Genomic DNA, 14,781 nt, shown 5'->3' with positions numbered 1-14,781 from the left:
GGATTATAGCTTTATATCTTGCTAAAATAAGCAAGAAAATTTAGATAACAATAGTTAAATATTTCAATAATTTTAAAAATGAAAACTATCACGAATTTAATTCGATTAGTTACATTTGTTGAAATAAAAATTAATACCAGAAAATTATCTATTATCCAAAAACTGAAATTCATGAAAAAATGTTTTAGCGTTATCTTTTTCGCAGCATTTGTTTTTAATTACGCAAGTGCACAAGGGCTTCTCAATAAGTCCGAAACTGCCTTTACAAGACAAGATACCTTACGCGGCAGTATTACCAAAGAGAGAGCTTGGTGGGATTTAAAATACTACCATTTAGATGTAAAAGTAAATCCAAAAGATAGTACGATTACGGGATCAAATACTATACGATATACCGTTTTGCAGGATTACAACAAAATGCAAATCGATTTGCAAAAACCAATGGATATCTACAAAGTTATCCAGGATGGTAAAGAATTAAAATTTGAAAGAGAAGGAAATGCTTTTTTTGTTCAATTAACGGCAAGCCAAAAAGTTGGCGAAGTAAAAGAAATAAAAGTATTTTTTGGAGGAAAACCAAAAGTTGCAGTAAGACCACCATGGGATGGAGGAATTACTTGGAAAAAAGATAGTAAAGGCAATGATTTTATCGCCTCATCATGCCAAGGATTAGGCGCTAGCGTTTGGTGGCCTTGCAAGGATCATATGTATGATGAAGTCGAAAATATGCTTATTAGTGTAAACGTTCCGGGACATTTAATGGATGTTTCTAATGGTCGTTTGCAAAGCGTAAAAAAATTAAAAGATGGTACAAAAACGTATAACTGGTACGTTGCAAACCCAATTAATAATTACGGAGTAAACATAAATGTTGGAGATTACGTTAATTTCTCAGAAAAATATAAAGGAGAAAAAGGCGATCTGGATTGTAACTATTATGTTTTAAGAGAAAATTTAGAAAAAGCTAAAATACAATTTAAAGATGCACCAAGAATGCTTAAAGCGTTTGAGCACTGGTTTGGTCCTTACCCTTTTTACGAAGACAGTTATAAACTGGTAGAAGCTCCTTATTTAGGAATGGAACACCAAAGTAGTGTAACTTATGGTAATGAATATAAAAATGGTTATTTGGGACGTGATTTAAGCGGAACAGGTTGGGGATTAAAATTTGATTTTATCATTATTCACGAATCAGGACATGAATGGTTTGCTAATAATATTACCTATAAAGACATCGCTGATATGTGGGTTCACGAAAGTTTTACCAACTATTCTGAAAGTCTGTTTGTAGAATATTATTATGGTAAAGACGCTGGTGCAGAATATGTAAGAGGTTGCCGAAAAGTTATTCGTAATGACAAACCAATCATTGGTAATTATGAGGTAAACAATGAAGGTTCTGGCGATATGTACCAAAAAGGAGCCAATATGCTGCATACAATACGTCAGTTAGTAAATAATGATGAAAAGTGGAGAGCTATTTTAAGAGGTTTAAATGCTACATTTTATCACCAAACAGTTACTACACAACAAATAGAAGATTATATGAGTAAAGAAGCCGGAATAAACTTAACTCCAGTATTTAATCAATATTTAAGAACAACGATGATCCCAACATTAGAGTATTACTTTAAAGGAGAGCAATTAACATATCGTTGGTCAAATGCAGTGGCAGGATTTAATATGCCAATAAAAGTTACTCTAAACGGTGTTGAAACTTGGTTAAAACCAGTTGCCGAATGGAGTAATCTAAAAGTAGCATCTGGAAAAACAGATTTAAAATTAGATATCAATTTTTATGTTTCTGAATTCAATATTACAAAATAAGAACTTGCATAAAACCTATAAAAAGGCTTCCAAATTGGAAGCCTTTTTTTATTGAGAATAATTCAAGATTTTTTACTATAAAACTATTATTTGTTATAAAACTTACAAATTAATTATGTTATGTTAATTATTTTTATAATTTAGATTAGCTAAACTTATAACTATTAGCAAATTAAAAAGCGTAATCCGAAAAGCTAAAGAGTAGGAAAAAATTAAATTATTACAATTATGAAAAATTTAAAAAACCTAAAAAACATTGAAATTATTAGTAATAACGCTCAAAAATTAATATTCGGAGGTGTTAAACTTCCATACGTAAATCCTACAATTGGTTTATGCGATAGATTATGTGGAGAAGCTGGAGGAGTACTATCTAATACGCCAGGACAAGGAGATGTTTGTTTACAAGGAACATCAACATGCTGTTATTGCAGATAAAATAGACTCAAAGGTTCTGAGGTTCTAAGTTACAAAGGTTTAAAATCTTTTAAATTTTCTTAGTACCTCAGAACCTTTTCTCTTTATCTATTAATAAGCTTCGCTTTTTCTCTCATGATATCGGCTATTTTTCGATTCTCGATTTTGCTTTCAAGCCACGAAATAATATCCAAGTATAAAAATGCTCTTTTTTCGTAAGTGTTTTTTTCCAACTCGATAAAACGCTCACGCATCTTTATAAATTCCTTTTTAATATCGTTAGGGTAGAAGTTATTTAGGTTCTTTAAGAACTTAATAATCTCTTTTTGTACTTCGTGTAAGTCATTCATTTTTAATAAAAACTTATACGTGTTCTTCAGTTGATTTTCTAAGTAATAATCTTTCCCTAACTCATAATGAACGATAAGGCATAATATTCGGGAGAAACACATTAAATCCTCACGCATCGTAAGATTCTTATTGTTTATGATTTTCTCTAAATAAAATATAGATTCATTATACTTTTCGTTACCAAAATAAATACAAGCAATTTTATAGTAAAACAACATCTCGTGATGTTCATCAAGATGCTCGCTATGAAGTTTTATTTTATCTAATATTTCTGGAATTAAATATTCGCTTTCAGCAAAAGACGCATCAAGAATATGATAATTCAGTTTATTGTTATACAAATACAAGAACGATAATGAAGCAACGTTGTCATTTACAGGAAAACGCGGATCATTAATAGTTTCTTCTAATAAAGATAGGTATTTCTTAAAATTAGATTTGTATTTCAACATATACAGCGACTCCAGAAAATAATGGTTTCCTTTTAAAAAGAACACAGGATTTAAGAAAATCATATTTGGATTATCGTAAAACAACGTAACCCATTTATAGGCATATTTATAACTTGCCAAGAAATCCTGAACCAAGAAACTACGCCATAAATTGGCATTATAAAACCAATATTTTTCGCGGAAACCAAACTTAGTTTCGTCTAATTTGGCAATATGTTTATTAAAATAATCATCGATGTATTTATATTCTTCATCACTCTTTACATAACCCGTTTTTAGCATTATACCATATAGCTGTAGCGAAAGATTAGAAAGTTTACTAGAAATAGTATTACGGTAATTTAATTCTTTGGCCTGAATAACCAATTCGTCGGCACGACCTTGAATACTTCGTGTAATATATTGAGACTCGATTAATTTCTCGAACTCAACAATTTCATACGCCATATACTTTTCGTCATTCTCCAAAGCTTGCTGTTTGGTTTTATCCAAAATTTTCAAACTCTGTTTATACAACCCTTTATTATAAAGAATAGCAGCAAAATCAATTTGTTCACGTAACTGATAACGAATGTTCTGGCTAGGAATATTCAACCGAATACTAACCAAAATTTGCTTGTATAAATACGATTTAAGATTTGATAATTGTACTTTTTTAATAATACCACTTTTCAAAATGAGCTTCTCATCGTAGACTTCAGATTTGTCTAAAATATTAAAAAGCTCGATAAATTTTGTATTTGAGCTAGTTTCTAATCGACTAGCAAAAATCTTGAATTGTCTTTTTTCGGATTTGGAAAGGGACTTTATTAATACAAATAAAAAATCTTTTTGATGGTTAGCCATTGTAAAATATAATAATGTAATTTATTGATATTTAGATAGTTGATAGGTTTTAATTTGTGTTATGAACAGTATATTTTCACTAAAATGAATTTCATACTAAAGTAATACAATATAAGTTTGTTATCAGGATGTGAAATTACATTAAATATATTAAAATGAATAGAGAGAAAGTTCAAATTTTTGATACCACCTTAAGAGATGGCGAACAAGTCCCAGGATGTAAGTTAGATACAAAACAAAAGTTAGTGATAGCAAAACGCCTGGACGAAATGGGAGTTGATATCATTGAGGCAGGTTTTCCTGTGTCTAGCCCAGGGGATTTTTTATCAGTCTCTGAGATTTGCAAAATTGTAGAGAACGCCACCGTCTGTGGTCTTACAAGAGCTGTAAAAAATGATATTGATGTTGCAGCAGCGGCATTAAAACATGCAAAAAAACCTAGAATCCATACAGGAATCGGAACCTCTGAATCTCACATCCTCCACAAACTCAATACAACCAGAGAAGACATTATAGCAAGAGCAAAATTTGCAGTATCGCACGCCAAATCATACGTAGAAGATGTAGAATTTTATGCAGAGGATGCTGGTAGAACTGATAATGCGTTCCTTGCAAAAGTCTGCGAAGAAGTAATAAAATCGGGCGCAACAGTGCTTAATATTCCAGATACAACAGGATATTGTTTACCTGACGAATATGGTGCAAAAATTAAATATTTAAGAGAAAATGTAAAAGGCATCGAGAATGTAATTCTTTCATGTCATTGTCATAATGATTTAGGAATGGCAACTGCAAACTCAATCGCAGGAGCTATAAACGGAGCAAGACAAATAGAATGTACTATTAACGGTATTGGCGAAAGAGCTGGAAATACAGCACTTGAAGAAGTAGTAATGATTTTTAAGCAACATCCTTACTTAAACCTAGATACCAATATTAATACAAGACAGTTAAACGAAATGAGTCGTTTGGTTTCTGAAAGTATGGGAATGATAGTTCAGCCAAACAAAGCAATTGTAGGAGCAAATGCTTTTGCACACAGTTCAGGAATACATCAGGATGGTGTGATTAAGAACAGAGCTACTTACGAAATCATGGATCCGCTAGATGTTGGAGTAAATGAGTCTTCGATTATTCTTACAGCAAGAAGCGGAAGAGCAGCATTGGCTTACCGAGCCAAGAAAGTAGGTTATGAACTTACCAAAGTACAATTAGACATTGTATATGTTGAGTTTTTAAGATTTGCAGATATTAAAAAAGAAGTTATAGATGAAGATATTCATCAAATTATTGAAGCTTGTAAAATAGAAAGTGAATTAATCAGAAGTTAATTTAAAAAATAAAATAAGATTTAAATACATAAAGAACGAGGCATTATGAATTTGAAAATAGCAGTTTTATCGGGGGACGGAATCGGACCAGAGGTAATTTTACAAGCCAAGAAAGCATTACATGCTATAGGCGAGGTGTACAATCATGAATTTGTTTTTGAAGATGCACTTATGGGAGCAATTGCAATCGATAAAACAGGAAATCCACTTCCTGAACAAACACTGAATCTTTGCTTAAATACCGATGCTGTTTTATTTGGCGCAATCGGAGATCCTAAATATGATAATAATCCAAGTGCAAAAGTTCGTCCGGAGCAAGGATTATTAAAACTGCGTAAAGAACTTGGTTTATTTGCAAACATACGTCCGATAAAGCCATACAAAGCATTATTAGACGCATCACCTTTAAAAAGACAAATTATTGAAGGTGCTGATTTTACAATTTTCAGAGAACTTACCGGAGGAGCATATTTTGGTGAGAAAACATTAAACGAAGCAGGAACACATGCTTCTGATTTATGTGAATATTCAGAAGAAGAAATCACAAGAATTGCACATTTAGCTTTTAAAGCAGCACAAAATCGTCGCAAAAAAGTAACAATGGTCGATAAGGCTAATGTACTTGAAACGTCTAGATTGTGGAGAAAAGTTGTAAAAACGGTAAGTGAGAATTACCCAGATGTTGCCTTAGATTTTCTATTTGTAGATAATGCAGCAATGCAAATTATCCTTAACCCAAGACAGTTTGATGTTATTCTAACAGAAAACTTATTTGGAGATATCCTATCAGATGAAGCAAGTGTAATCACAGGTTCTATCGGATTATTAGCTTCGGCTTCATTAGGAGAAAAAAATGCGCTTTTTGAACCAATTCATGGTTCTTATCCGCAAGCAAAAGGAAAAAACATTGCAAATCCTATTGCATCAATATTATCGGCCGCCATGTTATTAGAGCATTTTGGTCTTTTTACCGAAGCAAATAAAGTATACGAAGCTGTAGAAAAAGCAATAGAATATCAAGTAGTGACAACAGATTTAAAATCTGATTCAAAATTTGGAACTAACGAAGTAGGAGAGTTTGTTTCTAATTTTATTTTAAGCAAAGATGACTTGCTTTATTTCAATAATGATAACGTATATATTGGACAGTCTACGATTGTTTAAGGTAAAATGTTAAAATCGTGAAATTAATCACAAGAAGAAGTTGAAATGTTGAGATTTTATTTTTTTAGTAGTATTAGTTTTTATACTTTTGACACATCTAAAAAGAAAACATGAGAATTTCAATTATTATATCTTCTGTCATTATTGTCAATGTGGTAATCACATATACATAGGGGAATGGTATAAATATAATTGAAAAATAATATTATAAACCTTCCAAATACTGGAAGGTTTTTTTTTGAATAAAAATTAAAATACAAATAACACATAATGGAATTAAATAAGTACAGCAAAGTCATTACTCAAGACCAAACACAACCAGCAGCACAAGCAATGTTGTACGGAATTGGTCTAACTGAAGAAGATTTGAAAAAAGCACAAGTTGGAATTGTAAGCATGGGATATGAAGGTAACACTTGTAATATGCACCTGAACGATTTAGCAAAAGATGTCAAAAAAGGAGTTTCAAATGCAGATTTAGTTGGATTAATTTTCAACACAGTTGGGGTAAGTGATGGAATCTCAAACGGTACTGACGGAATGCGTTTTTCATTAGTTTCTCGTGATGTTATTGCTGACTCTATCGAGACAGTTATGGGGGCACAATGGTACGATAGTTTAATTGCTATTCCAGGTTGTGATAAAAATATGCCAGGAGCTCTAATTGCAATGGGAAGAGTAAATCGCCCTGCACTTATGGTTTATGGAGGATCAATTCATTCAGGAAAATGGAAAGGAGAATCTTTAAATATTGTTTCTGCTTTTGAAGCATTAGGGAAAAAATTCCAAAATACTATTTCTGATGAAGATTTTAAAGGAGTAATTCAAAATGCATGCCCAGGAGCAGGTGCTTGTGGCGGAATGTACACTGCAAACACTATGTCATCGGCAATCGAAGCATTAGGTATGAGTTTGCCATTTAGCTCATCATATCCAGCTTTGAGCCCAGAAAAAAGACAAGAATGCATTGAAGCAGGAAAAGCAATCAGAGTATTATTAGAAAAAGATATTAAGCCAAGAGATATTATGACTCGTAAGGCTTTTGAAAATGCAATTACACTAGTAGCAGTTTTAGGAGGTTCTACAAATGCAGTTATGCACTTAATTGCAATGGCACATTCTGTAGATGTAGAAATTACATTAGCAGATTTCCAAAGAATCAGTGATAAAACACCAGTACTTGCTGATTTAAAACCAAGTGGTAAATACATGATGGAAGATTTACATGATGTAGGAGGAGTTCCTGCAGTAATGAAATATCTATTAAAAGAAGGATTTATTCACGGAGATTGTTTAACAGTAACAGGGAAAACAGTAGCCGAAAATTTAGCTTCAGTTCCAGATTTAAATGATGGACAAGAGGTGATTTTTGAAATTCAAAAAGCATTAAAACCAACTGGAAATATCCAGATTTTATACGGAAACCTGGCTACAGAAGGAGCGGTTGCCAAAATAAGCGGAAAAGAAGGAGAATATTTTGAAGGAACTGCAGTCGTTTTTGAAAGCGAATTTGATGTAATTCCAGGTATTCAAGCCGGAAAAGTAAAACCAGGAGATGTAGTCGTCATCAGGTATTGTGGGCCAAAAGGTGGTCCGGGGATGCCCGAAATGCTAAAACCAACATCGGCTATTATAGGAGCTGGTTTAGGAAGCAGCGTTGCTCTTATTACAGACGGTAGATTCTCTGGAGGTTCGCATGGATTTGTGGTAGGACACATAACACCAGAAGCTTATGATGGTGGTGGTATAGCCTTAGTACAAGATGGAGATTTAATTACCATCGATGCAATTAAAAATACCATTAACCTGAAAATATCTGACGCAGAATTTGATGAAAGAAAAGCTAATTGGATTCAACCAGCTTTAAAAGCCTCAAAGGGAGTTTTGCTTAAATACGCAAGATCAGTTTCCAGCGCTTCTACAGGTTGCGTTACTGATAAATAGTATTCAATACAATTTCAAAAGTTTAATTTCAAAATTCAAAAAAATGAAGGAATTATTGAAAGAAGAAAATATAGATCTAATCTCTACTTTATTTGAAGGTAGGAGTGAAGAAAAAGATACCGATATGGAAAAGATAAAAATATCAGGCGCTGAAGCCGTGATAAGATGTTTGTTAGAAGAAGGAGTAGACTTGGTTTATGGATATCCGGGTGGAGCTATAATGCCTGTTTACGACGAGTTATACAAATTTAAAGACCAATTACACCACGTTCTTGTACGCCACGAGCAAGGTGCAACGCATGCAGCTCAGGGATATGCAAGAGCAACAGGAAAAGTAGGCGTTGCAATTGCTACATCTGGTCCCGGAGCAACAAACTTGGTTACAGGAATTGCCGATGCACAAATCGATTCGACTCCAATGGTTTGTATTACAGGACAAGTTGGGAAACATTTACTAGGTTCAGATGCTTTTCAGGAAACTGATATCATCGGAATTTCGACTCCAGTAACAAAATGGAATTACCAAGTTACCGAAGCTTCAGAAATTCCTGAGATTATCGCAAGAGCATTTTATATCGCAAGATCAGGTCGTCCAGGCCCAGTTTTAATAGATATTACTAAAAATGCACAATTTGATGAATTTGAATTTAGCTATAAAAAATGTACAGGAATAAGAAGTTATACTCCAGTTCCTAAATTAAAATTGGATAAAGTTGCAGAAGCAGCCGAATTAATCAATAAAGCTAAAAAACCATTTATCGTTTTTGGGCAAGGAATTATTCTCGGTCAAGCCGAAGAGCAATTAAAAGCTTTGATTGAGAAATCTGGAATACCAGCTGGTTGGACAATATTAGGACTTTCAGCTTTACCAACAGACCATCCGTTAAACGTAGGAATGTTAGGAATGCACGGTAATTACGGACCAAACTTACTTACTAACGAATGTGATGTTCTAATTGCGTTAGGAATGCGTTTTGATGATCGTGTTACAGGAAATTTAGCAACTTATGCTAAACAAGCCAAAGTGATTCATTTTGATATCGATCCAGCCGAAATTGATAAAAACGTTAAGACAGAAGTTGCTGTTTTAGGTGACGTAAGAGAAGCATTAGATGCATTACTTCCGTTAATCGAAAATAACAAACACGAAGCTTGGCATAATATATTCAAAGAAAAGTATCAAATAGAGTTTGATTCGGTTATAAAAGAAGAATTAAACCCTACAAATAATAAAGGTATTTCAATGGGTGAAGCCATGGAAATGATTAACAAACACTCCAAAGGTGATGCGATAATTGTATCGGATGTTGGTCAGCACCAAATGTTTGCTTGTCGTTATGCTAAATTTAATACAACCAAAAGTAATGTTACTTCTGGAGGTTTAGGCACAATGGGATTTGCTTTACCAGCTGCAATTGGAGCTAAAATGGGAAGACCAGATCGCGAAGTTGTAGCAATTATTGGAGATGGAGGATTCCAGATGACCATTCAGGAATTAGGAACTATTTTCCAAACAAGAGTACCAGTAAAAATCGTAGTACTTAACAATGAATTCTTAGGAATGGTACGTCAGTGGCAAGAACTATTTTTTGACAACAGATACGCTTCTACAGAAATGATTAATCCAAATTTTGTTGCTATTGCTGAAGGATATTATATCAAAGCAAAAAAAGTAACAAAACGAGAAGATTTAGATGCAGCTGTTGCCGAAATGATGGCTTCAGAAGATGCTTATTTCTTAGAAGTTATGGTTGAAAAAGAAAATAATGTATTCCCAATGATTCCAACAGGAGCATGTGTTTCTGATATCAGATTAAGCTAAATAAAAAAGTTTAAGGTTTAAGGTTTAAAGTTGAGCAACTTGGAACTTTAAACAAGAAAACTTTAAACAAATAACTATGGAAAATAGAACATTTACCATTTCGGTATACTCAGAAAACAATGTGGGTTTATTAAATAGAATATCAGGAATATTCTTAAAGCGACACATTAACATATTAAGTCTAAACGTTTCAGAATCAGAAATAGACAATGTTTCAAGATTTATTATCGTTGTAGAAACAACAGAAAAATGGGTTAAGAATATTGTTGGACAAATCGAAAAACAAATCGAGGTAATAAAAGCTTTTTATCACACAGACGAAGAGACTATTTATTTAGAAAATGCATTATTTAAGATACATTCAAGTTTGTTATTTGATGAAAAACAAATTCAGAATATCATCAAAGAAAGCCAATCTACCATCGTAACTGTTTCGCGTGACTTTTTTGTGATTTCAAAATCAGGAAGACGTTCAGAGATTGAAGAAGTTCATGCAAAACTGAAACCATACGGAATCATGCAGTTTGTACGTTCAGGAAGAATTTCGGTTTCTAAAGAAAAAATGGAAGTATCAACATTACTAGAAGAACTGAAACTGTAGTCAGTTTTAGTCTGTAATACCAACTAACTTATACAATTATTAAATTACACATTCATTAAATATTTTTTAAAAAAAATGGCAAATTATTTCAACACATTACCACTAAGATTACAATTAGAACAATTAGGCGTTTGCGAATTTATGGAACAATCAGAATTCGCTGATGGGATTGCTGCTTTAAAAGGAAAAAAAGTAGTTATCGTAGGTTGTGGAGCTCAAGGTTTAAACCAAGGTTTAAACATGAGAGATTCAGGACTTGATATTTCTTACGCTTTACGTCCAGATGCAATTGCAGAAAAAAGAGCTTCTTATAAAAATGCTGCCGAAAATGGTTTTAAAGTAGGTACTTATGAAGAATTAATTCCAACAGCAGATTTAGTATGTAACCTTACACCAGACAAACAACATACAGCTGTAGTTACAGCGATTATGCCATTAATGAAAAATGGTTCTACACTAGCATATTCTCACGGTTTTAATATTGTAGAAGAAGGAATGCAGATTCGTAAAGACATTACTGTAATTATGTGTGCTCCTAAATGTCCAGGTTCTGAGGTTCGTGAAGAATACAAAAGAGGATTTGGTGTACCAACATTAATTGCTGTTCACCCAGAAAACGACCCAAATAATTTAGGTTTAGATCAAGCCAAAGCTTATGCTGTAGCAACTGGTGGACACAAAGCAGGAGTTTTAAAATCTTCATTTGTTGCCGAAGTAAAATCGGATTTAATGGGAGAGCAAACTATTCTTTGCGGAATGTTACAAACTGGATCTATCTTATGTTTTGACAAAATGGTCGAAAAAGGAATCGAGCCAGGTTATGCTTCAAAATTAATCCAATACGGATGGGAAACTATTACAGAAGCCTTGAAACATGGTGGAATCACTAATATGATGGATCGTCTTTCTAATCCTGCTAAAATCGAAGCTTACGAAATTGCAGATGAATTAAAAGATATTATGCGTCCTTTATTCCAAAAACACCAAGACGATATCATGTCTGGAGAATTCTCTAGAAACATGATGATTGACTGGGCTAATGACGATGTTAATTTATTGACTTGGAGAGCTGCAACAGGAGAAACTAACTTCGAAAAAACGGCTCCAACTGAAGCTGCAATTTCTGAGCAAGAATACTTTGATAACGGAGTATTAATGATTGCAATGGTAAAAGCTGGTGTAGAATTAGCTTTTGAAACTATGACAGAAGCTGGTATTATCGAAGAATCTGCTTATTACGAATCATTACACGAATTACCTCTAATTGCAAATACTGTTGCAAGAAAGAAATTACACGAAATGAATAGAATTATATCGGATACTGCCGAGTATGGTTGTTATTTATTTGATCACGCTTGCAAACCGTTATTAACTGATTTCATGAAAACGGTTGATACAAATGTAATCGGAAAACCATTCTCATCTTCAAATGGAGTTGACAATGCAGTACTTATCGCAGTTAATAAAACTATTCGTCTACACCCTATCGAAGAAGTAGGAGCGTGGTTGAGAGAATCGATGACTGCAATGAAAAAAATTGGATAATTAAATTAGGACTTCAACAAATGTTGGAGTTTGCGCTGTATCTCTGTTTTTATATAATATTTTGAATTAGTAAGCACTTATTAAGATAATATGGATATAGATGCATATTACTTTCACTTAACTACAAACGAGGCGATAGTTAAGTGGAGTAATACCTAATAAAAGACATTTTAAACCCTGTCTTTTTGTATCCTATTAATTAATAATGTTGCTGCTATTTTCAAAATCGAGAAGATATTGTAAGATGCAGAAAAATGAAATTAATGCCTTATTTACACATTAATAAATTAGTGAAAACAATTGATTCGAATTTATCTAAATCGCAATTTTCTGGCATTAAAATTAATTGTTGTTGATCTTGTTAAGACTAAAGGCATGATATTGTTTATCATGCCTTTTTTCATGCAAAGTAAATTTACCTATAATCGCAAATTTTTAAATGAATGCAAATAAATTGCTAAATTTTAAATACATAATGCAATTTTTTGTCATAATTAATAAATTAAATAGTTTTAAGAATAGAAAGAGATTTAATACTTTTATAAAAAAATTGGAAACATGAGTTATTACAAAATTGAAAATTTAGAACAATATTTTAAACACTACAATAAATCTGTTCGTGAACCAAGAAAATTTTGGGGAAAAATAGCAGAGGAAAATTTCACATGGTATCAACAATGGGAAAAAGTTGTTGATTTTAATATGGCAGATGCAGAAGTAAAGTGGTTTTCTGAAGCAAAAGTAAATATTACTAAAAACTGTATTGACAGACATTTAAGTAAAAGAGGAGAAAAAACAGCAATAATATTCGAACCAAACGATCCATCAGAAAGTTCATTACATATTACTTATAATGAGTTGTACGAGAGAGTTTCGAAAATGGCAAATGTTCTTCGTGAACAAGGAATAAAAAAAGGAGACAGAGTTTGTATTTATTTACCAATGATTCCAGAATTGGCAGTTTCAGTTTTGGCATGTGCTAGAATTGGAGCAATACATTCAGTTGTATTTGCAGGATTTTCGGCATCGGCAGTAACTGCTAGGATAAATGATAGCGAATGTAAAATGGTTATCACTTCTGATGGAGGTTATAGAGGTAACAAAACGATTGATTTAAAAGCAATTGTTGATGAAGCGTTAGAAACTTGTCCATGCGTAACCAAAGTATTGGTTGCAAAAAGAACAAAAACTGAAGTAAAAATGAAAGAAGGGCGTGACCAATGGTTGCAACCGCTTCTAGATGCAGCATTAGACTATAATGTTGCAGAAATTATGGATGCAGAAGATCCGTTATTTATCTTATATACATCTGGTTCTACAGGAAAACCAAAAGGAATGGTTCATACCACAGCCGGATATATGGTTTACACAGCTTATACATTCAAAAATGTTTTCGCTCACGAAGAAAATGATATTTTCTGGTGTACAGCCGATATTGGTTGGATTACAGGTCACTCATACATATTATACGGTCCATTATTAAATGGAGGAACAACTGTAATCTTTGAAGGAGTTCCGTCATACCCAGATTTCAGCCGTTTTTGGGAAATTATAGAAAAACATAAAGTAACTCAGTTTTACACTGCGCCAACAGCAATTCGCTCTTTGGCAAAAGAAAGCTTAGATTATGTTCAAAAATACCCTTTAAAATCACTTAAAGTAATTGGATCAGTAGGAGAGCCTATCAACGAAGAAGCTTGGCACTGGTACAATGACCACGTAGGAGATAAAAGATGTCCAGTTGTAGATACTTGGTGGCAAACAGAAACTGGAGGAATCATGATTTCGCCAATTGCTTTTGTAACGCCTACAAAACCTACATATGCAACATTACCGCTTCCTGGAATTCAACCCGTTTTAATGGATGAAAAACGTAATGAAATAGAAGGGAACCAAGTAGTAGGAAGTTTATGTATTAAGTTTCCATGGCCAGGAATCGCCAGAACTATCTGGGGAGATCATCAACGTTATAAAGACACTTATTTCTCTGCCTTTCCAGGTAAATACTTTACAGGAGATGGTGCTTTAAGAGATGAAGTAGGATATTACAGAATCACAGGTAGAGTAGATGATGTTGTAATTGTTTCGGGACACAACCTAGGAACGGCTCCAATAGAAGATGCTATTAATGAGCATCCTGCAGTAGCAGAATCTGCAATTGTTGGATTCCCACATGATATAAAAGGAAATGCTTTATACGGTTTCGTAATCTTAAAAGAAACAGGAGAATACAGAGACAGAGCCAATTTAAGTAAAGAGATTAACCAATACATTTCAGATCACATTGGGCCAATTGCTAAGTTAGATAAAATTCAGTTTGTATCTGGTTTACCAAAAACACGTTCAGGAAAAATCATGCGTAGAATTTTACGTAAGATTGCCGAAGGAGATTACTCAAACTTTGGAGATATCTCAACTTTATTGAATCCAGAAATTGTAGAAGAGATTATGAAAGAAAAAATCTAATATCTTTTTCAAAAA

10 protein-coding genes are annotated in these 14,781 nt (G+C 33.1%); 9 read left to right on the top strand and 1 reads right to left on the bottom strand.

Going from position 1 to position 14,781, the window contains the following annotated elements:
• Positions 1–171 precede the first annotated feature (171 nt).
• Positions 172–1,827 (top strand): M1 family metallopeptidase, encoded by a 1,656-nt coding sequence (locus AC3IPI_RS18150; protein WP_323491460.1) that lies wholly within the window; start codon positions 172–174, stop codon positions 1,825–1,827.
• Positions 1,828–2,055: 228 nt separating this feature from the next.
• Positions 2,056–2,265, top strand: coding sequence for a hypothetical protein (locus tag AC3IPI_RS18145; protein ID WP_323491449.1), 210 nt, complete (start codon positions 2,056–2,058; stop codon positions 2,263–2,265).
• Positions 2,266–2,348: 83 nt separating this feature from the next.
• Here AC3IPI_RS18145 and AC3IPI_RS18140 read toward each other — a convergent pair whose 3' ends face one another.
• Entirely contained in the window at positions 2,349–3,893 is a 1,545-nt protein-coding gene (locus tag AC3IPI_RS18140) for a hypothetical protein (protein WP_086895136.1), read from the bottom strand.
• A 155-nt stretch (positions 3,894–4,048) separates the two neighbouring features.
• On the opposite strand from AC3IPI_RS18140, the gene AC3IPI_RS18135 reads away from it, so the two are divergent.
• From AC3IPI_RS18135 to acs, 7 genes are all read left to right on the top strand, one after another.
• Complete coding sequence (locus AC3IPI_RS18135) at positions 4,049–5,224, top strand: 2-isopropylmalate synthase (RefSeq protein ID WP_039119225.1); 1,176 nt, start codon at positions 4,049–4,051, stop codon at positions 5,222–5,224.
• A 45-nt stretch (positions 5,225–5,269) separates the two neighbouring features.
• Positions 5,270–6,388: a 3-isopropylmalate dehydrogenase gene (leuB, locus tag AC3IPI_RS18130; RefSeq protein WP_039112027.1), complete on the top strand. Its 1,119-nt coding sequence runs from the start codon at positions 5,270–5,272 to the stop codon at positions 6,386–6,388.
• Positions 6,389–6,658: 270 nt separating this feature from the next.
• A complete protein-coding gene (gene ilvD / locus AC3IPI_RS18125) occupies positions 6,659–8,332 on the top strand; it encodes a dihydroxy-acid dehydratase (protein WP_039119159.1) in 1,674 nt (557 codons plus the stop codon).
• 124 nt (positions 8,333–8,456) lie between these two features.
• Positions 8,457–10,154: a biosynthetic-type acetolactate synthase large subunit gene (gene ilvB / locus AC3IPI_RS18120; RefSeq protein ID WP_039112157.1), complete on the top strand. Its 1,698-nt coding sequence runs from the start codon at positions 8,457–8,459 to the stop codon at positions 10,152–10,154.
• Positions 10,155–10,230: 76 nt separating this feature from the next.
• Complete coding sequence (ilvN, locus tag AC3IPI_RS18115) at positions 10,231–10,755, top strand: acetolactate synthase small subunit (protein ID WP_039112029.1); 525 nt, start codon at positions 10,231–10,233, stop codon at positions 10,753–10,755.
• Between the two features lie 75 nt (positions 10,756–10,830).
• Positions 10,831–12,300, top strand: a complete 1,470-nt coding sequence (ilvC, locus tag AC3IPI_RS18110) for a ketol-acid reductoisomerase (RefSeq protein WP_409416647.1) — start codon at positions 10,831–10,833, stop codon at positions 12,298–12,300.
• A gap of 558 nt (positions 12,301–12,858) precedes the next feature.
• The gene (acs, locus tag AC3IPI_RS18105; RefSeq protein WP_039112031.1) at positions 12,859–14,766 is read left to right on the top strand and encodes an acetate--CoA ligase; all 1,908 of its coding nucleotides are present in this window, start codon (positions 12,859–12,861) and stop codon (positions 14,764–14,766) included.
• Positions 14,767–14,781 lie beyond the last annotated feature (15 nt).

The sequence above is a fragment of the Flavobacterium sp. GL_143 genome, assembly GCF_057834355.1.
The sequence above is the reverse complement of the archived record's forward strand: the minus strand, read 5'-3'. Positions and strand labels throughout refer to the sequence as shown.

Bases quoted from the DNA above. Each gene is read 5' to 3' on its own strand.
- ilvC (WP_409416647.1), top strand. From the start codon at position 10,831: ATGGCAAATTATTTCAACACATTACCACTAAGATTACAATTAGAACAA.
- AC3IPI_RS18135 (WP_039119225.1), top strand. From the start codon at position 4,049: ATGAATAGAGAGAAAGTTCAAATTTTTGATACCACCTTAAGAGATGGC.
- acs (WP_039112031.1), top strand. From the start codon at position 12,859: ATGAGTTATTACAAAATTGAAAATTTAGAACAATATTTTAAACACTAC.
- AC3IPI_RS18140 (WP_086895136.1), bottom strand. From the start codon at position 3,893: ATGGCTAACCATCAAAAAGATTTTTTATTTGTATTAATAAAGTCCCTT.
- leuB (WP_039112027.1), top strand. From the start codon at position 5,270: ATGAATTTGAAAATAGCAGTTTTATCGGGGGACGGAATCGGACCAGAG.
- AC3IPI_RS18150 (WP_323491460.1), top strand. From the start codon at position 172: ATGAAAAAATGTTTTAGCGTTATCTTTTTCGCAGCATTTGTTTTTAAT.
- ilvN (WP_039112029.1), top strand. From the start codon at position 10,231: ATGGAAAATAGAACATTTACCATTTCGGTATACTCAGAAAACAATGTG.
- AC3IPI_RS18145 (WP_323491449.1), top strand. From the start codon at position 2,056: ATGAAAAATTTAAAAAACCTAAAAAACATTGAAATTATTAGTAATAAC.
- ilvD (WP_039119159.1), top strand. From the start codon at position 6,659: ATGGAATTAAATAAGTACAGCAAAGTCATTACTCAAGACCAAACACAA.
- ilvB (WP_039112157.1), top strand. From the start codon at position 8,457: ATGGAAAAGATAAAAATATCAGGCGCTGAAGCCGTGATAAGATGTTTG.